Source organism: Paenibacillus ihbetae (assembly GCF_002741055.1).
Taxonomy (GTDB): domain Bacteria; phylum Bacillota; class Bacilli; order Paenibacillales; family Paenibacillaceae; genus Paenibacillus_AQ; species Paenibacillus_AQ ihbetae.
In genome coordinates, this window is record NZ_CP016809.1 from 1,125,186 (window position 1) to 1,146,662 (window position 21,477).

General features: G+C 57.0%; 19 protein-coding genes. 1 reads left to right on the forward strand and 18 read right to left on the reverse strand.

Features of this window, described 5'->3' with window-relative positions:
* Nucleotides 1-5 precede the first annotated feature (5 nt).
* From rlmN to BBD41_RS05290, 13 genes are all read right to left on the reverse strand, one after another.
* Entirely contained in the window at nt 6-1,046 is a 1,041-nt protein-coding gene (rlmN, locus tag BBD41_RS05230; protein ID WP_007129654.1) for a dual-specificity RNA methyltransferase RlmN, read from the reverse strand.
* 158 nt (nt 1,047-1,204) lie between these two features.
* A complete protein-coding gene (rsmB, locus tag BBD41_RS05235; protein ID WP_237087084.1) occupies nt 1,205-2,521 on the reverse strand; it encodes a 16S rRNA (cytosine(967)-C(5))-methyltransferase RsmB in 1,317 nt (438 codons plus the stop codon).
* A gap of 44 nt (nt 2,522-2,565) precedes the next feature.
* Entirely contained in the window at nt 2,566-3,507 is a 942-nt protein-coding gene (fmt, locus tag BBD41_RS05240; RefSeq protein ID WP_099476909.1) for a methionyl-tRNA formyltransferase, read from the reverse strand.
* Nucleotides 3,504-3,998 carry a peptide deformylase gene (gene def / locus BBD41_RS05245; protein WP_077565204.1) on the reverse strand — a complete coding sequence of 165 codons (495 nt, stop codon included), beginning with the start codon at nt 3,996-3,998 and terminating at the stop codon, nt 3,504-3,506. The genes fmt and def overlap by 4 nt, the downstream gene beginning before the upstream one ends.
* Before the next feature lie 43 nt (nt 3,999-4,041).
* The gene (gene priA / locus BBD41_RS05250) at nt 4,042-6,570 is read right to left on the reverse strand and encodes a primosomal protein N' (protein ID WP_077565203.1); all 2,529 of its coding nucleotides are present in this window, start codon (nt 6,568-6,570) and stop codon (nt 4,042-4,044) included.
* Nucleotides 6,570-7,853, reverse strand: a complete 1,284-nt coding sequence (gene coaBC / locus BBD41_RS05255) for a bifunctional phosphopantothenoylcysteine decarboxylase/phosphopantothenate--cysteine ligase CoaBC (RefSeq protein ID WP_099476910.1) — start codon at nt 7,851-7,853, stop codon at nt 6,570-6,572. The genes priA and coaBC overlap by 1 nt, the downstream gene beginning before the upstream one ends.
* 126 nt (nt 7,854-7,979) lie before the next feature.
* Complete coding sequence (rpoZ, locus tag BBD41_RS05260; RefSeq protein WP_007129648.1) at nt 7,980-8,180, reverse strand: DNA-directed RNA polymerase subunit omega; 201 nt, start codon at nt 8,178-8,180, stop codon at nt 7,980-7,982.
* A gap of 59 nt (nt 8,181-8,239) precedes the next feature.
* On the reverse strand, nt 8,240-8,812 hold the full coding sequence (gene gmk, locus BBD41_RS05265) for a guanylate kinase (protein WP_077565199.1): 573 nt from the start codon (nt 8,810-8,812) through the stop codon (nt 8,240-8,242).
* 13 nt (nt 8,813-8,825) lie between these two features.
* A complete protein-coding gene (gene remA / locus BBD41_RS05270) occupies nt 8,826-9,086 on the reverse strand; it encodes an extracellular matrix/biofilm regulator RemA (RefSeq protein WP_006209218.1) in 261 nt (86 codons plus the stop codon).
* A gap of 52 nt (nt 9,087-9,138) precedes the next feature.
* Nucleotides 9,139-10,026: a YicC/YloC family endoribonuclease gene (locus BBD41_RS05275; RefSeq protein WP_077565197.1), complete on the reverse strand. Its 888-nt coding sequence runs from the start codon at nt 10,024-10,026 to the stop codon at nt 9,139-9,141.
* 38 nt (nt 10,027-10,064) lie between these two features.
* Nucleotides 10,065-11,936, reverse strand: coding sequence for a bifunctional homocysteine S-methyltransferase/methylenetetrahydrofolate reductase (locus BBD41_RS05280; protein ID WP_099476911.1), 1,872 nt, complete (start codon nt 11,934-11,936; stop codon nt 10,065-10,067).
* A gap of 200 nt (nt 11,937-12,136) precedes the next feature.
* Nucleotides 12,137-12,973, reverse strand: a complete 837-nt coding sequence (gene dapF, locus BBD41_RS05285) for a diaminopimelate epimerase (protein ID WP_099476912.1) — start codon at nt 12,971-12,973, stop codon at nt 12,137-12,139.
* A gap of 75 nt (nt 12,974-13,048) precedes the next feature.
* Nucleotides 13,049-15,838, reverse strand: coding sequence for a calcium-translocating P-type ATPase, SERCA-type (locus BBD41_RS05290; RefSeq protein ID WP_099476913.1), 2,790 nt, complete (start codon nt 15,836-15,838; stop codon nt 13,049-13,051).
* Between the two features lie 187 nt (nt 15,839-16,025).
* Here BBD41_RS05290 and BBD41_RS05295 point away from each other — a divergent pair, with 187 nt between their 5' ends.
* A complete protein-coding gene (locus tag BBD41_RS05295; protein ID WP_077565191.1) occupies nt 16,026-17,780 on the forward strand; it encodes an Rqc2 family fibronectin-binding protein in 1,755 nt (584 codons plus the stop codon).
* A gap of 124 nt (nt 17,781-17,904) precedes the next feature.
* Here BBD41_RS05295 and BBD41_RS05300 read toward each other — a convergent pair whose 3' ends face one another.
* The 5 genes from BBD41_RS05300 to BBD41_RS05320 form a co-directional block, all read right to left on the reverse strand.
* Nucleotides 17,905-18,783, reverse strand: coding sequence for a PHP domain-containing protein (locus tag BBD41_RS05300; RefSeq protein WP_077565190.1), 879 nt, complete (start codon nt 18,781-18,783; stop codon nt 17,905-17,907).
* A gap of 68 nt (nt 18,784-18,851) precedes the next feature.
* Nucleotides 18,852-19,748 (reverse strand): selenium metabolism-associated LysR family transcriptional regulator, encoded by an 897-nt coding sequence (locus BBD41_RS05305; RefSeq protein ID WP_099476915.1) that lies wholly within the window; start codon nt 19,746-19,748, stop codon nt 18,852-18,854.
* A gap of 135 nt (nt 19,749-19,883) precedes the next feature.
* Nucleotides 19,884-20,321, reverse strand: a complete 438-nt coding sequence (locus BBD41_RS05310; RefSeq protein ID WP_007129639.1) for a hypothetical protein — start codon at nt 20,319-20,321, stop codon at nt 19,884-19,886.
* Nucleotides 20,322-20,689: 368 nt separating this feature from the next.
* Nucleotides 20,690-20,953 (reverse strand): YlbG family protein, encoded by a 264-nt coding sequence (locus BBD41_RS05315; RefSeq protein ID WP_007129638.1) that lies wholly within the window; start codon nt 20,951-20,953, stop codon nt 20,690-20,692.
* A gap of 47 nt (nt 20,954-21,000) precedes the next feature.
* Nucleotides 21,001-21,438 carry a YlbF/YmcA family competence regulator gene (locus tag BBD41_RS05320; RefSeq protein WP_077568911.1) on the reverse strand — a complete coding sequence of 146 codons (438 nt, stop codon included), beginning with the start codon at nt 21,436-21,438 and terminating at the stop codon, nt 21,001-21,003.
* Nucleotides 21,439-21,477 lie beyond the last annotated feature (39 nt).

A 21,477-nucleotide genomic window follows, 5' to 3' on the forward strand; every position in this document is an offset into this window, starting at 1 on the left:
GCTTCTCACCTCAACTCCATATGCTTGGCCCGGAGCTGTCCGCAAGCGGCAGCAATATCGTGGCCTTGTTCACGACGGATGGTCACATTGACCCCCTTGTCTGCTAACGCACGTTGAAATTTGAAAATGTCATTGCGCGATGTTCGAACGTATTTGCGTTCCGGCACATGGTTGACCGGAATCAGGTTGACGAAGCAGTTCATATCCTTAATGACGTCCGCCAGCTCCTCGGCATGCTCGACCTGGTCGTTCACGCCGCCGATCAGCGCGTACTCAAACGTAATGCGCCGCCCGGTCTTGGCCTGGTAGAAGCGCAGCGCTTCAATGACGTCGTCGAACGGGAAGCGGCGGTTAACCGGCATCAGCTTCGAGCGCAGCTTATCGTTCGGCGCATGAATCGAAATCGCCAGATTGATCTGCGTATCCTCTTCGGCGAATTTATAAATGTTCGGCACGATGCCGCTCGTCGAAACGGTAATGTGGCGCTGTCCGATGTTCAGTCCTTTCTCGTGAATCATCGTGCGCAAAAACTTCATCGTGGCATCATAGTTCTCGAACGGCTCGCCCGAGCCCATAATCACGATGCTGGAAACGCGCTCGCCCGTCTTGTCCAGAATTTTCTGCGCCTGAACCACCTGGGCAACGATCTCCCCGGACGTCAGGTTCCGCTTCAGGCCGCCCAGCGTCGATGCGCAGAACGTGCAGCCGATCCGGCAGCCCACCTGTGTCGTAACACAGATGCTGTTGCCGTAGTTGTGCTTCATGATGACCGTTTCAATCGCATGATCATCATGAAGGCCGAACAGAAATTTGACCGTGCCGTCCTTCGACTCAAGCTTGGTAATTTCCGTCAAGGTTACAAAGCTGAACGACGCATCCAGCTTCGAGCGAAGCTCCTTGGAGAGATTCGTCATCTCCTCGAAGGAATCGACGCGTTTAACGTACAGCCAATCGTAAATCTGGGAGCCGCGGAACGCGGGCTCGCCTTGCTCCTGGGCCCACGCCTGAAGCTCTTCCAACGAAAAATCGTATATAAAGGGTTTCATTTCACCACACCTGTCTATTTCATTCATATGCAACTCTTTTTTCATTCTTCCTATTTTACCATAAATAAAAGAGACGGTAAAAGAGAAAACCCGCCGGAGAGCACGGCGGGCGGGATACGGCTGCAGGGCCTCTTGCCGGGCTGGCGCGCGGGTTCGTTTTAGCGTCTTCGCAGTCTTGCGATATAGAAGCCGTCGCTATGATAGTGCTGCGGCAAAATCTGAATGCCGCCGCCGCGGACAAGCGCGTTGTCCTTGAGCCGGGACAGGCTTCCCGTCTCATCGAGCGCAAACTCGGGATGACGGTTCACGAAAGACGTCACCACGCCTTCGTTCTCCTGCGGCTCGATCGTGCAGGTGCTGTAGACCAGCACCCCGCCGGGGCGAAGCAGTGCCGATACGGAATCCAGCAGCTTCGACTGCAGCGCCGCGATCTCGCGGATATCCTCTTCCGTCTTCCCCCATTTCAGGTCAGGCTTCCGGCGGATCACGCCCAGCCCCGAGCACGGGGCATCCAGCAGAATCCGGTCAAAGGAAGCCGGCTCGAACCGGGCGGGGAGCTCAAGGGCATCGCCCGTTACCGTACGGATGCAGTCCAGCCCCAGCCGGGCGGCCTGATCTGCGATCAGCTTGCCTTTGTGGGAGTGGATGTCGTTCGCTACAATGGAGCCCTCGTCCTTCATCAATTCCCCCATGTGGGCGCTTTTTCCGCCAGGGGCGGCACAGCAGTCCAGCACCCGCATGCCGGGCTCGGGAGCGACCGCTTCGGCGACCAGCATCGAGCTTTCATCCTGGATGGAGATCATGCCTTCACGATACCAATCGGTCAGGGCCATATTGCCGGCGCCCTTCACGACGATGCCGTACGGGCTAAGCGTTGATGGAGCCGCCTGCAAGCCGTGACCCTCCATCTCCTTCAGCATCTCCTCCCGGCTGATCATCGTCGTATTTACCCTGACGCTGACCGCCGGCGGCTCATTGTTGGCCGCGCAGATCGCCTCCGCCGTCTCCGGCCCGTATTGGGAAATCCAGCGCTCGACCAGCCACTCCGGATGCGAATGCTGAAGCGAAATCCGCTTCGCGGCCGGCAGATCGGCAGGGATCGCCAAGCTTTCCTTCTGGCGCAGTATATTTCGGAGCACGCCGTTCACCATCCCGGAGATGCCTTGGTGCCCCCGCCGCTTTGCCAGATTGACCGCTTCGCTCACCACCGCATGATCCGGGATGCGGTCCAAGTAGATAATCTGGTACAGGCTCAGCCGCAGCAAGGCCCTCACCCAAGGCTGGAGCTTGCGGGTGCCTTTATTCACATACTTGTCCAAAAAATAATCGAGCGTGTTCAGCCGGGAAATCGTCCCGTAGATCAGCTCTGTGGCCAGACCCGCATCACTCTTGGACAGGGCTGCTTTCTGCAAAGCGGTGTTGAGCAGAAGATTGCTGTACGCCCCCTCCTGCTCAACCTGTGTCAGCACATGCATCGCCAGCTCCCGCGGCGACGCCGGACGTCCCTTCGGGCTGCCGCTCACGTCAGCACCGTCCCGGGCACGAGGCTCGTCCCCCGCGAGAATTGGGCAGCGTCCATCGCCTTCTTGCCGCTCGGCTGCACTGTCAATAGCGTCAACACGCCGTCGCCTGTCTTGACCACAATGCCGCTCTCGCCAACCTCAAGCACGGTTCCAGGCTCGGCATCGCCCTTGCCTTGGTCGCTCTTTTCCGGCTTAGCGCAGGCCCATACCTTGAACACGTCCCCGTCCCAGAGCGTGAAGCCGCCCGAATACGGAACCAGGCCGCGGATTTGATCATAGATTTGACGGGAGGTTTTCGTCCAATCGATCTTTTCGTCCTCCCGGGTCAGGTTCGGTGCATAGGTCGCCTCGGACTCGTCCTGCGCCTCGGCCGCAACCTTGCCCTGAACCAAAACCGGCAGCTGCTCCTTCAGCAGTCTCGCGCCGGCCAGGCTCAGCTTGTCGAACATCGTCCCGGCCGTATCGTCATCCTCGATCGGAACCTCGACTTTGGCGATCATATCGCCGGTATCCAGCCCTTCGGCCATGTACATCAGCGTGATGCCCGTAACCTTCTCTCCGTTGATAATGCTGCGCTGAATCGGCGCGCCTCCCCGGTAAGCCGGGAGCAGCGAGCCATGCACGTTAAGGCAGCCGAGCGGCGGCATATCGAGCACCGATTTCGGCAAAATTTGGCCGTAAGCCGCCGTAACGATCAGATCCGGCTTATACTCCGCCAGCTCCGCTACCGCCTCAGGGTTCCACAAGCGCTGCGGCTGCAGCACCGGTATGCCGTGGCGAAGCGCGGCTTCCTTGACCGGCGTCGGCGTCAGCACCTTTTTCCGGCCTTGCGGACGATCCGGCTGCGTAACGACGGCAACGACGTTATATCCTTCCTCGATCAGCATCTCCAGGCTCGGCACGGCAAATGCAGGGGTTCCCATAAATACGATATTCATCGGTTTTCCAGCTCTCTTCTCGGCTGCTCCGGCGTATATTCATACACCCGTTCGGCGATATCGGTAAACAGCACCCCGTTCAGATGATCGATCTCGTGCTGGAACGCGCGGGCCAAGAGCCCGGTGCCTGTCACGACAAGCTCATTGCCTTCCCGGTCCAGCCCTTTGACGGTGACCTTCTCCGCGCGGCGCACGTCCCCGTTCCAGCCCGGAATGCTGAGGCAGCCTTCAGGACCGAACTGTTCGCCTTCGCTCTCGATGATTTCCGGGTTGATCATCTTGATCAATCCGTGCTCATCGCCCGCGTCAACGACGATCAGCCGCTTCAAAATGCCCACCTGGGGAGCGGCCAAGCCGACGCCGTCGGCATCGTACATCGTATCAGCCATGTCGTCCAGCAGCTTCTGAACGTTCGGCGTAATTTTCGTAACTTCCTTTGCTCTTTTATGAAGAACCTCATCCGGTTCCTTTACGATCAAGCGAATTGCCATCTCAACGACACCATCCTTGTGCTTTTCATCAGTATATGCTGGTTTACATTAACATTTGCGGATCGACATCAATGCTGATCTGAAGCGTGCTGTCCCGCGCCGAATCCTGAAGCTGCTCGGCCACGGAACGCGTCAGCGAGACGGCGTCCATCGTTCCCCGCCATTTTATCATACATTGAAATCGGTATCTATTTTTAAGCCGTGGAATCGGCGAAGCCACCGGGCCGAGAATATCGAGCGCGCTCGCGTCGAAACGGTCCAGGCTGCCGAACCATCCGCGCCGGTCGGCTTCGGACTTGATCCCTGCGGCAAAATTTTCAGCCATGCGGACGAGCAGCGGCAGCTGTTCATGGGACAGCGTCACCAGAATCAGCCTGCAGTATGGCGGATAATGGAGCGCCTTGCGGTGCTTCAGCTCGTCCTTGACGAAGGATAAATAATCATGCCCGCTTGCATGGACGATCGAATAATGCTCCGGTGTGTAGGACTGGATCACCACTTCGCCCGGCAGCTGGTGCCGCCCCGCCCGTCCGGCAACCTGCGTAAGCAGCTGGAACGTCTTCTCCGCCGCCCGGAAATCGGGCAGGTTCAGCGCGGAATCGGCGGTAATGACGCCAACCAGCGTCACATCGGGGAAGTCGAGTCCCTTTGCTACCATTTGGGTGCCCAGGAGCACGTCGGCTTTCTTCTCCCGAAACTGCTTCAGCAGCTTCTCGTGCGAGCCTTTCTCGGTCGTTGTATCCACGTCCATGCGGATAACGCGTATGCCGGGGAAGAGCTTAGCCAGCTCTTCCTCCACGCGCTGCGTGCCCGTTCCGAAATAGCGGATATGCTCGCTGCCGCAATCCGGACACACTTCCGGCGTCTTGGCGGCATAACCGCAGTAGTGGCAGCGCAAATTGTTCGATTTCTGGTGATACGTCAGCGAGATGTCGCATTCCGGACAGCCCGCCACATATCCGCAGCTCCGACACATCACGAAGGTGGAGTATCCCCGCCGGTTCAGGAGGAGCACCGTCTGCTCCCCCCGCTCCAGCCGCCCGGCAATCGCCTCGTGCAGCGGCCGGCTGAACATGGAGCGATTGCCTTCGCGGAGCTCTTCGCGCATATCGATCACGCGGACCGCCGGCAGCTTGTTCCCGAGCGCCCGGGCCTTCATTTCCAGCAGAACCGGGGCAAAATCATCCTGCGCCTGCGATCTCGCCGCATGATAGCTCTCCAGCGAAGGCGTCGCCGAGCCCAGAATGACGGCGGCGCCGGTCCGGTAGGCCCTGTGGATCGCCACGTCCCTCGCATGATATTTAGGCGTTTCCTCCTGCTTATAGGAAGTTTCATGCTCCTCATCCATGATGATGAGCCCGAGGTTGTCGAACGGAGCAAACACCGCGGATCTAGCCCCGACCACGACCGAAGCCCGGCCTTCCCGGATTTTGCGCCACTCGTCGTAGCGCTCCCCGTCCGAGAGACGGCTGTGCATGACGGCTACGCGGTCTCCGAAGCGCCCCTTGAAGCGCTCGACCATCTGCGGCGTCAACGAAATCTCAGGCACCAGGACGATCGCCTGGCGCCCCTGATCGAGGCATCGGGCGATCGTCTGAAGGTAGATTTCCGTCTTGCCGCTGCCGGTTACCCCGTGCAGAAGGAACACGCCGTGTGCACGCTGATCCAGCGTACGGACAATTCTATCGTAAACATGCTGCTGCTCGGACGTCAGGGCCAGCGGCTCGCTCGGCTTGAAATTCCGTCCCCGGTAAGGATCGCGGAACACCTCTACATCCTCCAGCGTGACCCAGCCCTTATCGGCAAGCGCCTTGACCGTCCCTGCCGTCACGCCAAGCGTCTGCAGCAGGTCTTTCAGCGGGAGCGGCAGGAAGGGCTCCATTTCAAGCAAATGCTGCAGAATCTCCTTCTGCCTCCGAGCCTTCGCCGGAAACGAAGCCAGGATTCCTTCGGCCTCCTCTGCCGTTACGGCAAGACCAACCGCCTTCAACGTTTTCTTCTGCAATTTATCTTTAATCTGCTGATGCTCGCTCAGCCTTCCGCGTTCAATCAGCCCCTTGATCGCTTGGGCTGCATCCGGGAACGCGCGGGTGAGCTGCTGCAGGGACACTTCGCCCCGCTGGGATACAAAAGCGATCAGCTGCTGCTCCAGCTCACTCTCCGGCAGCAGCGCAAACAGGCTGTCCGGCTGCTCTGCTTCCAGCCCGCTGCCGTCCCCGAGCGAGATATACCTTTCCGCTTTCCCCTTCAGCGCCGTCGGCAGCATGGATTGCAGCGCCGTAATCAACCGGCAGGCGTAGCGCTCCTTCATCCATTCGCCAAGCTCGATCAGCTCCGGCGACAGGGGCGGCATGACGTCCAATATTTCCTGGATCGGCTTCATCTTCGACGTCTCCATCTCGGGACGCGGATGAAGGGATACGACGAAGCCCTGCAGCGTCCGGTGGCCGAAGGGGACGCCGACCCTGCTGCCGACCTCGATCCATGGCCGAAGCCGCTCCGGAATCAAGTAGTCGAACGGACGGTCCGTATCCTTGGACGGCACGTCCACAATAACCCGTGCCATTTCCATTAAGAAGACCTCCCGGACAGCCGCCCGGCCGCCAGCGTCAGCAGCCGCAGGCCCACTTCCTCCTTGGACATGAGCGGAAGCCGCTCGACGAGTCCCTCTGCGTCATAAATCTGGACGAGGTTCGTGTCCGTACCGAATCCTGCTCCCGCTGCCGTAACGTCATTCGCTACGAGCAAATCGCAATTTTTGCGCTTCAATTTCTCTCTGGCATACTGCTCCACGGAGTCGGTTTCGGCTGCAAAGCCGATCAGGAACTGGGTCGTCTTTTGGCGTCCCAGATTCTCCAAAATATCCGTCGTCTTCACCAGCTCCAGCGTCATGGTGTCGCCGCGCTTCTTGATTTTGGACGAAGCGGCCTCCCGCGGACGGTAATCGGCGACTGCCGCCGCCTTTACGACGATATCGCTGTCAGGAAAAGCGCGCAGCACCGCCTGGTACATATCCTCCGCGGATTCCACCCTTTCTGTGTCGATCCCTTCCGGCGGCGCCTCGTCGGTATGGGCAGCAATCAAACGGACCTCGGCTCCAAGCTCTTTCGCGGCTTTGGCAATCGCAAATCCCATTTTGCCGGAAGAATCATTCGTAATATACCGGACCGGATCGATCCGCTCGATCGTGCCGCCCGCCGTAACGACCACTTTCTTGCCGCTCAGCAAGCCATGCGATCCGTTCGCTGCATGGTCGGCTGAAGATTCGGGCATTCCGTCAACCCTTAGGGATGGGCCGCCCTGCTTGTCCTGTTCTTGGAAAAAACGCTCCACAACCTCCACGATCGTATCCGGCTCCTCCATCCTTCCTTTGCCGACATAGCCGCAAGCCAGAAGCCCTTCGCCCGGCTCGATCATGCCAACGCCGCGGGAAGCCAGCGTCTCCAGATTGGCCATCACGGCCGGATGCGTATACATATGGACGTTCATCGCCGGCGAGATCATGACAGGGGCCGTGGTCGCGAGCAGCGTCGTTGTCAGCATATCGTCCGCCAGACCGTGGGCCATCTTGCCGATCACGTTGGCCGTTGCCGGCGCAACGAGGAAGAGGTCCGCCATATCGGCGAGATGGATATGCGAAACGACCGAAGGATCCCTCTCGCCGAAGGTATCCGAATATACCGGGTTTTTGGTCAGGGATTGCAGCGTCAATTCCGTAATGAACTGCTTCGCAGACTCCGTCATTATGACATGCACGTCCGCTCCCCTCTGAACAAGCCGGCTGCACAGCGTGGCCGCTTTATAAGCGGCAATGCCGCCGGTTACGCCAAGGACGATGACTTTCCCGTTCAACATGACAATTCCCCGCTTTCGATTGGTCTGAAGGTACCTTATAATCGCTCCCGCAAAAAAATAACAACCTTTCGGTTGTCACATTTTTTTGCGCGAACGCATTCCTATTCAGATGTAGGAGAAGCTGTTTTAAGCTTCTTCCCGTTCAATCTTCACATAATCGCCGTAGATTTCCTCGAGCGCAACGCCTACGAATTTATGCGATTTCGGATTTTGGAGTTCGCTTGGCTGGCCTTCGCGCAGCTGACGTGCACGGCGGGAAGCCGCAACAACGAGCGAGTACTTGCTGTCCACTTTGTTCATCATTTCATCAATGGATGGGTATAACATAGCTCTAACACCTCTTCTTTCTATACTGGAATCCCGCAGCCGTTATCGACTGGCAAGATTTATTTCCTCACTTTACAATGCTCGGCTATAATAATAGCTTCTATTCTCTCGCATGCCAGATTAATCTCATCATTAACGACCGCATAGTCATAATGCTGCAGCAGATTGATTTCATCGACGGCAACGGACATGCGGTGCTCGATGGTCGCCTGGTTTTCCGTGCCTCGGCCCTGAATTCGGTCCTTCAGCTCCTCAAGCGACGGCGGCATCAGGAACACAAAGATCCCGTCCGGAAATTTCTCCTTCACCTTCAGCGCACCCTGGACTTCAATCTCCAGAATGATGTCTTTGCCCTGAGAGAGCGTCTCCTCCACGAAATCCCGCGGAGTACCATAGTAGTTCCCGACATATTCCGCATATTCCAGAAGCTGATCGTTCTCAATCATCTCCATGAATTGCTCGCGGGTCTTGAAAAAATAATTTACGCCGTTTACCTCGCCGAGGCGGGGCGAACGTGTCGTGGCCGACACGGAATAGACCAATTCCGGAACACGGCTCCGAAGAGCGGTGCAGACGGTTCCCTTCCCTACTCCGGATGGACCGGATAATACAATCAATAATCCTCTAGACATAGTACTCCTCATCTTATTCGTCGTTGTCGTCATCTTTGCTGGACAGACGGTGCGCCACGGTTTCGGGCTGCACGGCCGATAAAATCACGTGGTCGCTGTCGGTAATAATAACAGCCCGCGTTCTTCGGCCGTACGTAGCGTCAATCAGCATATGACGGTCCCGTGCTTCTTGGATAATTCGCTTGATCGGCGCCGACTCAGGGCTCACGATCGAAATGATCCGATTGGCCGATACGATGTTTCCGAAGCCAATATTAATAAGTTTGATTGCCATAGTGCGACTGCTCCCCCTATACATTTGACTCTATTTGCCGATTAAGCCGAGTTCATTCCACGTTGGCGGCTTGTTCACGAATCTTCTCCAGTTCCGCTTTCATTTCGACAACACGGTTTACCAGAGTCAGATGATTGGCCTTCGATCCAATCGTATTGACTTCTCGGTTCATTTCCTGAATCAGAAAATCCAGTTTGCGGCCTACAGGGCCTTTCTGATTAAGCAATTCCCTGCATTGCTCCAAATGGCTGCGAAGACGGATCAGCTCCTCCTCGACGTTGCAGCGTTCGGCAAACAAAGCCACTTCCATACCGAATATATGTTCATCAACGGCAAGCGATCCGTCATCGAGCGACTCGATGCGCTGTCTCAGACGCTTCCGGTACTCTTCGGGCACTTCAGGCGCCAGCTCGGCCATTTCGCCGTGAAGCGATTCAAGGCGGCCCAGCCGTTCCTCGATATCCTTCACCAGGAATGCCCCTTCCTTGCTGCGCATCTGCACCAAGCCGTCAAGCGCCTTGTTGAGACCTTGAAGAAGCGCATCATGCCACTCCTGCTGCTGCGCTTCATCCATTGGAAGCCCCCCGGGACTGACGAGGACATCCGGCAGGGACAGCATGTCGCGCACCGTCAATTCTCCTTGAATACCGTATGGCTTCAATTCCTCTGCAGCCTGCAGGTATGCTTTAACCATGGCATGATTCAGCACCGCATTCGGGGACTCGCCGTTATTTTCCTTGTTAATGTAAACATCAACCCGTCCGCGTCCGATCCGGGTCTGCACGGCCCTCCGAAGCGAATCCTCAAAGCGCGACCATTCACGAGGCATTCTGAAGACGACTTCACAATACCTGTGATTGACCGATTTCACTTCGATTGACACATGATACCCTTGATAATCGACGGCGGACTGTCCATATCCGGTCATACTCAATGACATCGGAATCACATCCATTACACTATTGTAATTGATAATTATTAATGAAACAAGGGGGACAGTCGGCGGCCCGATATCTCCCACACGTACTCCATTAACTGCACGCTCATTTCATAGAACATAAACGGCGTCATCAGGTAAATGCCGTTGAAATGCTTGGTTGCGACATCCAGCAGCTCCTTGCCGATTTGGACGCCCATCGCTCGCCCGGCTTCCCCTTCCAGCCCTGCCATGCGGCTGCGGACTTCATCGGACAGCTGAATGCCCGGCACCTCGTTGTGCAGATACTCTGCGTTCCGTCCGCTGGCCAGCGGCATAATGCCGATAAAAATCGGGATATCCAGGTGAGCGGTTGCCTCTCTAAGCCTAGCGATCAGCTCCGGATCATACACCGGCTGCGTCATCACATAATCCGCGCCGGACGCAATCTTCTTCTCCAGACGCGCAACCGCCTTATCCAGATGGCGCACATTCGGATTAAACGCCGCTCCGACAACGAACTTGGCTTTTTGCTTCAGGGGCTTGCCGGAGAACGCGATGCCTTCGTTCAGCTGCTTGATCATCCGGATGATCTCGAACGAGGTCATGTCGTAAACCGAGCTTGAGCCCGGAAGGTCGCCAAAACGGGCCGGATCGCCCGTAACTGCAAGCACATGATCGATGCCGAGCGCGTCAAAGCCCATCATATGGGATTGGGTCCCGATCAGGTTCCGGTCCCGGCAGGCGATATGAATCAACGGCCGAAGGCCGATTCTGGCTTGTACAAGATGCCCCAGCGCCATATTGCTCATCCGGGTGACCGCGAGGGAGTTGTCGGCCAGCGTCAGCGCATCCGCTCCCGCGTTCTTCAGCGCCTCGGCCCCCTTCATAAACTTGGTGATGTCGAGGTCGCGCGGCGGATCCAGCTCCACGATGACGGTGTGGCGTTCCTTCACAAGATCGACGAGGGAAGGCTCGGAAGAGGGCTCTGGCGGATTGCTCTCCGCAGGCTCCTGAATGACGACCCGGTTGATTTCGGCCGGTTCGACCTCCGGCAGAGGCGATGGCGCGTAGCCGGATAAAGCCGAAGCGATCTCGGCGATATGAGCCGGCGTCGTTCCGCAGCATCCGCCGATAATCCGGGCGCCGAGGTCCGCGAACGGCACCGCCATTTGACCGAAATACTCAGGGCTTGCGCCATAACGGAATTCGCCGTCCACGTAATCGGCGATCCCAGCATTAGGATAGACCGATGCCGGCAGATTCATAACACCGCTCAGCGTTTCCAATGCGCGCATGATCCCGTTCGGTCCCGTCCGGCAGTTAAAGCCGATCACGTCGGCGCCGTCCTGGCTTAGAATCCGGTAAGCGTCCTGCATCGAGAAGCCGTCGAGCGTCCGGGCGATATTCTCGACCGCGAACTGGCAAATGACGGGCAGGTCGGTCAGCTTGCGGACCTGCTGCAGCGCCAGCTGGATTTCTTCGACATCATAAAATGTTTCCAGCAGGATGCCGTCCACGTCCTCGGATAATAGAACGCCGAGCTGTTCCTCAAAATACCGCTTCAGCTCGCCTGTCGATATATTGCTTCTGCGGCCGGCCCGAATGGAGCCGACAGCGCCGACGACATAGCCGTCGCGGCCTGCAGCCTCGCGGGCAATGCGCACGCCTGCCCGGTTGATCTCCCCGACCTTGGACTCCAAACCGTACTTGGACAGCTTGTCGTAGTTGGCCGAAAATGTATTCGTTTCGATCACCTGCGCGCCAGCGTCCACATACTGCCGGTGAACGTTTCCGATAACCTCCGGAGAGGTCAGGTTCAGCTCCTCATATGATATGCCTACGGGGAACCCAAGTTGATATAAATAGGTACCTATGGCGCCGTCCCCGATCAGTACCTGATTCTCCCATGCCTGCCTTAGATCCGGTTTCACTGTGCCTTCCCTCCACCTGACTAATATTTTCACTAATGTATCACAAAACCTCTCTAAAGATAAAGAGACAAAGAGGAGACCTCTTCAGGTCTCCTTCATGCATTTTCCAGGCAATGGACAGCTGCTGCCGCAAATACCGGTATATCCAGTTCGTCTAACGATTCCGACATGAACGCTTAAGCAACGGTGCAGCAACCCTATTACAGGACAACGGCTCCCGTATACACAACTTCGGCTGGCCCGGTCATATATACGTGATTGTCATGCTCATCCCATTCGATGAACAAGTCGCCGCCTTTAAGGGAGATGGTCGCGCTGCGGTCGGCCGAACCGTTAAGGACAGAGGCCACGAGTGTTGCACAGGCTCCGGTGCCGCAAGCAAGCGTTGGTCCTGCACCGCGTTCCCATACCCGCATATCGATCTGATTCCGGGAGTTGACGGTCGCGAATTCGACGTTCGTCTTCCGCGGGAACAGCGGGTGAACCTCCAGCTTCGGCCCCCAGGTGCCGAGATCGAAGCTGACGGCGTCGTCTACGTAGATTACGCAGTGCGGGTTCCCCATCGACACGGCCGTAAAGCGAAATTCCCGCCCGTCAACCTCGATCGGATGATTCACCACCGGATGCTGATCCACCGTTGTCGGCACGCGAAGTCCATCCAGGATCGGCTCGCCCATATCGACCCGCACGCTGGCGACCCTTCCTTCCTCGACGGTAAGGCGCAGCTTCTGCACGCCCGCGCCAAGCGTCTCAATCGTCATTTCCGTGCGATCGATCAGGCCATGATCGTAAACATACTTCGCAACGCAGCGGATCGCGTTGCCGCACTGCTCCGCTTCGGATCCGTCGGAGTTCATAATCCGCATCGTGAAATCCGCCTTGGCTGAAGGCAGTATATATACGAGTCCGTCCGCGCCGATGCCGAAGAAGCGGTCACACAGCTTCACCGCCAGCTCGGAGGCGTTCGAAGGCAATTCCTGTTCTCCGTACACGACAACGAAGTCGTTGCCGAGTCCGTGCATTTTTGTAAAATCCATCGTCAAACCCATCTCCTCCGCAATAGCAAAACTTGAGTTTAGCATATACGAATCGGATGGGCTGACCAATTGATTTTATGCCGAAATATTTGCACTCTTCGTCATCATGCTGCGGCGGCTCCGGTTCCGGTTTCTCCGTCCTCCCCATACGCTGCCGGCCCCCATCAGGAAGGTCGGGATTCCGGCGGCAACAAGCACCAGCGCCCATTCCTTCAGCCCGAGCGGAACCGTCTTGAAGATCGGCTGGAACACCTCGATGTACATAACGCCCAGCATCAGAAGGATCGAGGAGAGCACCGCCAGCACCAGCGCCTTGTTTTGCAGCGGGTTACGGTGGAAAATGGAGCGTGAGCTGCGGCAATCGAACACGTGGATCAGCTGCGCCATCACCAGCGTGGCAAAGGCAACCGACTGGGCTTTCACCAAATCGTCAGGCGAGCCGGACAGCGTAATCCAGAAGGCTCCCAGCGTACAGAGGCCGATCAAAACGCCGCGGCTGATAATTTTCCAGCCGAGCCGCCGGGCGAAGATGTTCTCCTTGGCCCCTCTCGGCTTGTGCTCCATCAGGTCCTTCTCCGGCTGGTCCACGCCGAGCGCCATCGCCGGAAGCCCGTCGGTGACGAGGTTTACCCACAGAATCTGGATCGGCACGAGCGGAAGCGGCAGGCCCAGCATCATCGCGAAGAACATCGTCAAAATTTCGCCGACATTCGATGCCAGCAAATAGCGGATGAACTTGCGTATGTTCTCATAGATGCTCCTGCCTTCTTCTATCGCCGATACGATAGTCGAGAAGTTGTCGTCGCTGAGCACGAGCGACGAGGCTTCCTTGGTTACATCCGTGCCGGTGATCCCCATTGCGATCCCGATATCCGACGCCTTGATGGCCGGCGCATCGTTGACCCCGTCGCCGGTCATCGCCACCACGTGGCCCTTGCGCTGCAGCGATTTGACGATACGGAGCTTATGCTCCGGAGATACGCGGGCATAGACGAAGGTCTGGTCCACTTTGGCATCCAGCTCCTTGTCATCCATCCGCGCCAGCTCCTGTCCGGTCAAGGATAAGCCGTTCCTCGGCATGATGCCGAGCTGGCCGGCAATCGCTTCGGCGGTGGTCCGGTGGTCGCCGGTAATCATCACCGTCTTGATGCCCGCCCGGCGGCAGGTCGCAATCGCGTCGCGCACCTCGCGGCGAGGCGGATCGATCATCCCTGCCAATCCGACGAAGATCAGCTGGCCCTCCGCCTCCTTGTCCGTTTCCGGCTTGTCGTAAGGCCGGAGATCCCGGTATGCAAGGCCGAGCACCCGCAGCGCTTCGGAAGCCATGCCTTCGTTCGCGGCAAGGACCTTCTGTCGCAGCGTCGGTGTCAGCGGCACGACGTTTCCGTCCCATAACATATACGTGCATGCTTCAAGCAGCACATCCGGCGCACCCTTCGTGCAGAGCAGGCGTCCCCCCTGATGGCTGACGATGACGGACATCAGCTTCCGTTCCGAATCGAACGGAAACTCCTTATCCCGCTGGTACACGGATGCCAAGCTTGCTTTGGTCAAACCCATCTTGGACGACAGGGTCAGCAGGGCGCCCTCGGTCGGATCGCCCTTCAATTCCCAAGCGGAAGGCGCCGCCGGCTCCTCCTTGCCTTTGCGCTTGTTGCGCGCTTCTTGCTGCAGGGTCTCGACGATTTCGGCGTTGTTGCATAGTCCTCCGATCTGCAGGAGCCGGCGCAGCGCCTGATCGGACCGCAGCTCGACCGGCTTGCCCTTATGGAGGATTTGTCCGGTCGGATCATAGCCTTGTCCGGTCACCTCCAAGATGCGACCCCCGAGCCAGATCCGGGTGACGGTCATTTTATTCTGGGTCAGCGTGCCCGTCTTGTCGGAGCAGATGACAGAGGCGCAGCCGAGCGTCTCGACCGAAGGCAGCTTCCGGACGATGGCCTTGCGCTTGATCATCCGCTGGACGCCGAGCGCCAGGGCGATCGTAACGATGGCCGGAAGCCCCTCCGGAATGGCTGCAACCGCAAGGCTGACGCCCGCCAGGAACATGCCCGCCGCCGGCTGCCCGTGCAGGATTCCCGCCACGACGACCAGAACCGTAAGGGCGAGCGACACGCCGATCAATATTTTCCCAAGCTGCTCCAAACGATGCTGCAGCGGCGTTTCCTGGGATTCCGTGCTTTGGATCAGATCGGCGATTTTGCCCATTTCCGTATCCATCCCGGTCCGGATGACAACGCCTTTGGCGGAACCGCGGGTGACCATCGTGCCCATGAAGCCGATGTTTTTGCGATCGCCAAGCGGCACATCCGCCTCGGGGATGGGCTCGGCATGCTTATTCACCGGCATCGACTCCCCGGTTAATGCCGACTCCTCGACGCTGCAGCTGCTTGTCTCTAGCCAGCGGACATCGGCCGGAATGCGGTCGCCGCTCTCCACCAGCACCACGTCTCCAGGCACCAGCTCCCTGGCCGCCAGGTGCACCACTTTGCCGTCCCGCAGCACCTTGGAGGACGGGGCGGACAGCTGCTTCAAAGCCCGCAGCGACCGTTCCGCCTTAAACTCCTGGACGAAACCGAGTATCCCGTTTATCAGTATGATCGCCACGATGGTTACGGCATCCAGATACTCCCCGAGCAATCCGGAGATCAGGGTCGCCCCAAGGAGCACGAGCACCATGAAATCCTTGAATTGGTTCAAAAACAGAACAAGCGGGGAAATTTTCTCCCCCTCGGAGAGCTCGTTATAACCGCTGGTTTTCCGTCTTTCCCCGGCTTCCTCTTCCGTGAGGCCCTGCTCCGGACGCAAATGCAGCACCTGCTGCAATTCATCCACATCCATCTGGTGCCATTGCTTTTGTTCCATGCTTCCTTTCCCTCCCGGTTGTTTTACGCAAAATTCCGGCGGATTGACAGCTTTTCCACCCTTGCTACGTAAATGTATTCGGACAAAACCTGAATTATCACAGAAGGGGCTATTAAGTTTTCGCAGGAAATATGGCATCATAGAGAAGTAAGATAGGAAGGGTAAGAGACAGAAGGAGAATGTATTCATGGCACTGGACGGAATCGTTACACGGGCGATCGTGCATGAGCTTCAATCATGCCGGGGCGCACGGATCAATAAGATATATCAACCGAATGAGAGGGACATCGTCCTGCATATCCGCACGCAGCAGGGCAATGCAAAGCTGCTGCTGTCCGCGAACCCGACGTATCCCCGGGTGCATCTTACCGGCGAAGCGTTCGTCAATCCGGCGGAAGCTCCCATGTTCTGCATGGTGATGCGCAAGCACTGCGAGAGCGGCATCATTGAGGATATATCGCAGGTCGGCATGGAGCGGATCATCGAGATCACGGTTCGGCAGCGCGACGAGCTGGGCGATATATCCACCAAAAAAATCATCGTTGAGCTGATGGGTAGGCACAGCAACATCATCCTGCTCGATCCGGCCACGGGCACGATCCTGGACGGCATTCACCATGTCACGCCGGCGATCAGCAGCTACAGAGTTGTCATGCCCGGCTTTGCCTACACAAGCCCGCCCGAGCAGTTCAAGCAGAATCCGCTTGAGACGGGACAAGAGGCTTTTCGCGAGGCATGCCTGCTCAGCGAGGAACCGGCTGTTTCGTGGCTTGTGGGCACCTTCAGCGGTTTGAGCCCGCTCGCCGCCCAGGAGATCACGCACCGGGCCGGAGCGGGAGAGTCCTCCGGAGAAGAATCGGAGAAAAACTGCGGCGGCCTGTGGAGCGCATTCAACGAGGTCATGGAGATGGTGCGCCAGCATCGGTACAGCCCCGTATCCGGACTTAATGCAAAAGGGAAGTCGGTATTCTCGGTCATTCCGCTCACCCATTTGGCGGAAGAGACCAAGACCTATGGCTCGGTGAGCGAGTGCATGGAGGATTATTACGGCGATAAAGCCCAGCGCGACGCCGTGAAGCAGAAGGTAAGCGATCTTCTGCGTTTTCTGCAGAACGAGCGGACCAAGAATATCAAGAAGCTCGATAAACTGCATGAGGATTTGGAGGAAGCCGGCGATGCGGACCGTTACCGGATCTTCGGCGAGCTTCTGTTCGCCTCGCTGCACCAAATTCAGAAGGGGGATCGGGAAGTCCGGCTCGTCAACTATTATGATGAAGAGCAGGCGGTCGTCACCATTCCGCTGGACCCTCTCCTGACGCCTTCGGATAATGCCCAGCGCTATTTTAAAAAATACAACAAATATAAAAACAGCCTGGCCGTCATTAACGAGCAGCTGATCAAGACCCGCGAGGAAATCGGCTATCTCGACAACCTGCTTCAGCAGCTCGACCACGCCACCTTGAACGACATTGACGAAATACGGGAAGAATTGATCCAGCAAGGGTACCTTCGGGACCGAAGCCGCAAGACGAAGAAAAAGAAGAAGAACGACAAGCCTACGCTTCATGTCTACACTTCATCGGAGGGCATCGAGCTGTACGTCGGGAAGAACAATCTGCAGAACGAGTACCTTACCAACCGTCTGGCTTCCCCAAACGATACATGGCTTCACACGAAGGATATTCCAGGGTCGCATGTCGTGATCCGCGGCACCGAATTCGGGGAGGCGACGCTGCAGGAAGCGGCGCAGCTGGCCGCCTACCACAGCCAGGCCAAGGAGTCCAGCAGCGTGCCTGTCGATTACACCTTGATCCGGCATGTCCGCAAGCCAAACGGAGCGAAGCCGGGATATGTCATCTACGATAATCAGAAGACCTTGTTCGTCACGCCGGATGAACAGCTGATCAAGGGACTGCCGAGCACCGTGAAAAACAACCGATAGCGCCCGTCCTTGACCGGGCAGCGGATGGTATAAAAGTATAGAACCGGAATAAAAAACGGGTATCCCCCATGATAACGAAAATCGGGGGTACCCGTTTTTATTGATATGTCTGATTCATATCCGTTCACTGTCCGGATCGCCGTGAATTCCGCAGCTGATCCAGCACCTCGGCCGCTACGCGCCTTGCACCGATGTCTCCGTGAAACACCTCGCCCTGTCTCACGCCATGATAGTCCGAGCCGCCGGTCACGATGAGGCTGTATCGCTCGGCCATGGCCAAGTAGCGGGTTTCATCGTCGGCTCCATGGTCGGAGTGGTACACCTCGATGCCTACCGGCGCGGCCTCCCGAATGATCATATCCACCAGCTCATCGTCCCCGTAAATGCCCGGGTGGGCAAGAACGGGAACGCCTCCTGCATCGCGGATCCAACCGCAAGCCACCGACGGATGAATCCGCTCCTGGGGCACATAGGCTGCCGCCCCTTGGGCGAGATAGCGGTCAAACGCCTCGCGCATGCTGCCTGCATGTCCCTTGCGGACTAACGCATCGGCGATATGAGGCCGGCCGATGCTCTCGTCGGGAGCAAGCTCCCGCCCCAGCCCCCGGATGACTTCATCCATCGTGATGCTGATTCCGAGCTCCTTAAGCTTCGCCAATATCTTCTCATTGCGCAGCTCCCTCGTTCGCCGGAGCTCCGCCAGCCGTCCGAGAAAGACTTCGTCATGGATATTCACATAATACCCCAGGATATGAATGTCCTTGCCGCCGGCCATGGTACTGATCTCCACGCCGGGCACCACCTCAATGCCGAGACGTCCTCCGGCAAGGAGAGCTTCTTCGACGCCGGCGACCGTATCATGGTCCGTAATGGCCAGAGCGTGTAAGCCGCGCTCGAAAGCGAGCTGTACATTTTGAGACGGTCGATTCATTCCATCCGAAGCCTGTGTGTGCGTGTGCAAATCACAGCCTCCCTTTACGTCATCCGGTAATCGTATGGGCATTTCCAATCTCCTTTCGCATTGGGCCATAGCCACAGTACTTGCGGCCGCTGCACGTCTACAAGCGCGGGTTACTGCCGCTGCTCTTTCAAGTAAGTCAGGAAGGTCGTCGCCGACATCGGCAGCAGTGCGGACCGCAGCTGAATCGCATAGAAGTTTCGTCTGAACGATGCATCCGCAATATCAATCATCTTGACCAGCCCGAGCGCCGTTTCGTGCTTGACGGTCGAGGTGGAGAGCATCGTAATCCCGAGCCCCTCCTCCACGGCTGATTTGACCGCGCCGGTGCTGCCGAGCTCCATGACGGTCCGGATTCCCCTGGGGTCAATCCCCCGCTCTATCAACACATCCTCCATCACCTTCCGGGTTCCGGAGCCCTTCTCTCGAAGCACAAACGGATAGGTAAGCACTTCGTGCAGCTCGACCGGATCCGGTCGAGCCGCGAGCGGATGCCCCGACGGGACAATCAGCTTCAGCTCATCCTCCATGACCGGCTCAAGCACCATATCCGGGTGCTCCACCGGGGCTTCGATCAGCCCGAAATTCAATTGATGACCCGCGATCTCCTCGAGGATCTGCGAGGTGTTCATGACCTTCAGCATAATCGAAATGTCGGGATATGCCCGCCCGAAAGGGCCAAGGAGGCGCGGCAGCACATATTCGCCGATGGTCAGGCTTGCGCCGAGCTGGAGCCTTCCCAGCAGCATATTGGAAAAGGCCGCCATCGCCGCATCCGTTTCCCGAGAGAGCTCCAGGATCTTCCGGGCATAGGGCAGCAGAATCCGGCCGGCCTCGCTCAGTTCGATGCGCTTCGTGGAGCGGTTCAGCAGCTTCGTGCCGAAATGCTCCTCCAGGGCCTGGATCTGCATCGTGACCGCAGGCTGGCTCATGTGAAGCGCCTGGGCGGCTGCCGAGAAGCTCCCCCGCTCCGCCACCGTATAGAAAATATGTAGCTGATGAAAATTCATAACGATCGTTACCCCTCTCGCTGCCTGGCTCAACACCATTGTAGCCGATTGCCGGCAAACGCACAAAAAAGACATCCGCGCAGATCGCTCGCATGCCAATGTGGATTTCTATATAGGGATATATTATGTTTAACATTACTTTCGCTTACGGCTGTTCTTGATCAAGGTCATACGCCGCGAATGGCGCAGCCACGAATAATACGACTTCAGGTCGCGAAGCTCGATCGTCTCCGACATGCGTCCCAAAAAAGTCACGATAATCATCCGATGCAGCGGGTTGCCGATAAGATCACGCTCATCCTCCAGCTCGGAAAACTCCGCTACCACGACCAAATCATCGTCAATTAAATAAACGTCCTGTTCATTGCGGTAGTACGGCACGATCCGGTTCTGCTTCAGGCATTCCCACATCCATGCCCCGATTTCCTCATGGGTCGTGTCATCGCCCTTTACCCGATCCGTATACCGGCTTCTCGCATGATTGGTGACGACGATGTCAGCCACTTTTTTATCATTCAATGTAATATAAAACGGCTCGTATGTGCTCCAACGCTCAGTCCCTTTGTCGCGCATGGAATATCACTCTCCACCAAATGGGTCTTTATATCTATGTATATATACCCAACATATTACATCATTCCACTAGGATTCACAAGATTGAAACCTTGCTTCTTGTGAACATTTACCGAAAATTTAGTAATTCCTCTAGTTGTATCTATATTATCGACGGAGATTCCGATTTATTCCAATCTATTTCAGCTATTGCCGATAATTTTTATAAAAATGAAAATACGGTTCTCGGTCGGATCACCGGCTCTCCCCGGCGGACGACGAAAAAGCGGCCCGAAAAGGGCCGCTAATCCGCTTGCTGCAACCTGTGGTTGCCTTATGTTCGTTTCTGACTGTCTTTAAACCAGCGCCTTATAAGGCTTATCTGCAGTCTATGGACCGTAGAACTTCGCCTTGTCAGGACCTTTGCTGTTATATTCCGTCTTAATCTCGTTCCGGTAAGAGCGTTCGATCTTGCGAACATATGATAATCTCCGGATATTCTTCATCGTTTCCTCGGCACGGTCCGCGTTGACGTACATCACAACGTAATGCATCCGGCGTGAAATATAATGCACGCTGCCGTACTTCTCCAGATTCCTCGCTGCCTTTACATCGCTGACCCATATAATAAAACCGGTACGTTCCGCCAACATCCTAAGGTCCTCGCCTCGCTTTCATTCTCTTATCGGCAAACAGCGCTTTATCCGCACTGGCAGGCACCGCCGCTGCCGCAGCCCTTCTTCGGAAGAGGATCGTTGCTAGGGACCTTGATGCTGCTCGAAACCGAGAAGGCAATTCGCTCGGACATTGAGTGCAGAAGATCATCCAGGTTCTTCTCCGCCTGCTTGAACCGGACGACCGGTTCAAAGGCTTCCAGCTCCGCCTCCACCTTGCTGACCTCATCCTTCGCCGAATGGTAGTTCGGATGGAAGTGGCCGAACCGCTGCGTCTCCTCGAACAGCTCCTTCTTGGCTTCCAGCTTCTTGATCAGGCTCTGGATGGCCGGATCACGCTCAACCGCCTGCTTCCAATATAAATAATCCGCCACTTCGACGGAAGCATTAATCATATCGCCGATCTCGTAGGCATAGGTGAGCACCTCGGCCATATCGATCGTGTTTATTTCCGATACGCTCATGAACTCATCCCGCTTCTCTATTAGATTCGTCCCTTGCTT

Coding starts and splice junctions, on each gene's coding strand:
- rlmN (WP_007129654.1), bottom strand. CDS start 1,046: ATGAAACCCTTTATATACGATTTTTCGTTGGAAGAGCTTCAGGCGTGG.
- rsmB (WP_237087084.1), bottom strand. CDS start 2,521: ATGCATGTGCTGACACAGGTTGAGCAGGAGGGGGCGTACAGCAATCTT.
- fmt (WP_099476909.1), bottom strand. CDS start 3,507: ATGAATATCGTATTTATGGGAACCCCTGCATTTGCCGTGCCGAGCCTG.
- def (WP_077565204.1), bottom strand. CDS start 3,998: ATGGCAATTCGCTTGATCGTAAAGGAACCGGATGAGGTTCTTCATAAA.
- priA (WP_077565203.1), bottom strand. CDS start 6,570: ATGGAAATGGCACGGGTTATTGTGGACGTGCCGTCCAAGGATACGGAC.
- coaBC (WP_099476910.1), bottom strand. CDS start 7,853: ATGTTGAACGGGAAAGTCATCGTCCTTGGCGTAACCGGCGGCATTGCC.
- rpoZ (WP_007129648.1), bottom strand. CDS start 8,180: ATGTTATACCCATCCATTGATGAAATGATGAACAAAGTGGACAGCAAG.
- gmk (WP_077565199.1), bottom strand. CDS start 8,812: ATGTCTAGAGGATTATTGATTGTATTATCCGGTCCATCCGGAGTAGGG.
- remA (WP_006209218.1), bottom strand. CDS start 9,086: ATGGCAATCAAACTTATTAATATTGGCTTCGGAAACATCGTATCGGCC.
- BBD41_RS05275 (WP_077565197.1), bottom strand. CDS start 10,026: ATGTCATTGAGTATGACCGGATATGGACAGTCCGCCGTCGATTATCAA.
- dapF (WP_099476912.1), bottom strand. CDS start 12,973: ATGGATTTTACAAAAATGCACGGACTCGGCAACGACTTCGTTGTCGTG.
- BBD41_RS05290 (WP_099476913.1), bottom strand. CDS start 15,838: ATGGAACAAAAGCAATGGCACCAGATGGATGTGGATGAATTGCAGCAG.
- BBD41_RS05295 (WP_077565191.1), top strand. CDS start 16,026: ATGGCACTGGACGGAATCGTTACACGGGCGATCGTGCATGAGCTTCAA.
- BBD41_RS05300 (WP_077565190.1), bottom strand. CDS start 18,783: ATGCCCATACGATTACCGGATGACGTAAAGGGAGGCTGTGATTTGCAC.
- BBD41_RS05305 (WP_099476915.1), bottom strand. CDS start 19,748: ATGAATTTTCATCAGCTACATATTTTCTATACGGTGGCGGAGCGGGGG.
- BBD41_RS05310 (WP_007129639.1), bottom strand. CDS start 20,321: ATGCGCGACAAAGGGACTGAGCGTTGGAGCACATACGAGCCGTTTTAT.
- BBD41_RS05315 (WP_007129638.1), bottom strand. CDS start 20,953: ATGTTGGCGGAACGTACCGGTTTTATTATATGGGTCAGCGATGTAAAG.
- BBD41_RS05320 (WP_077568911.1), bottom strand. CDS start 21,438: ATGAGCGTATCGGAAATAAACACGATCGATATGGCCGAGGTGCTCACC.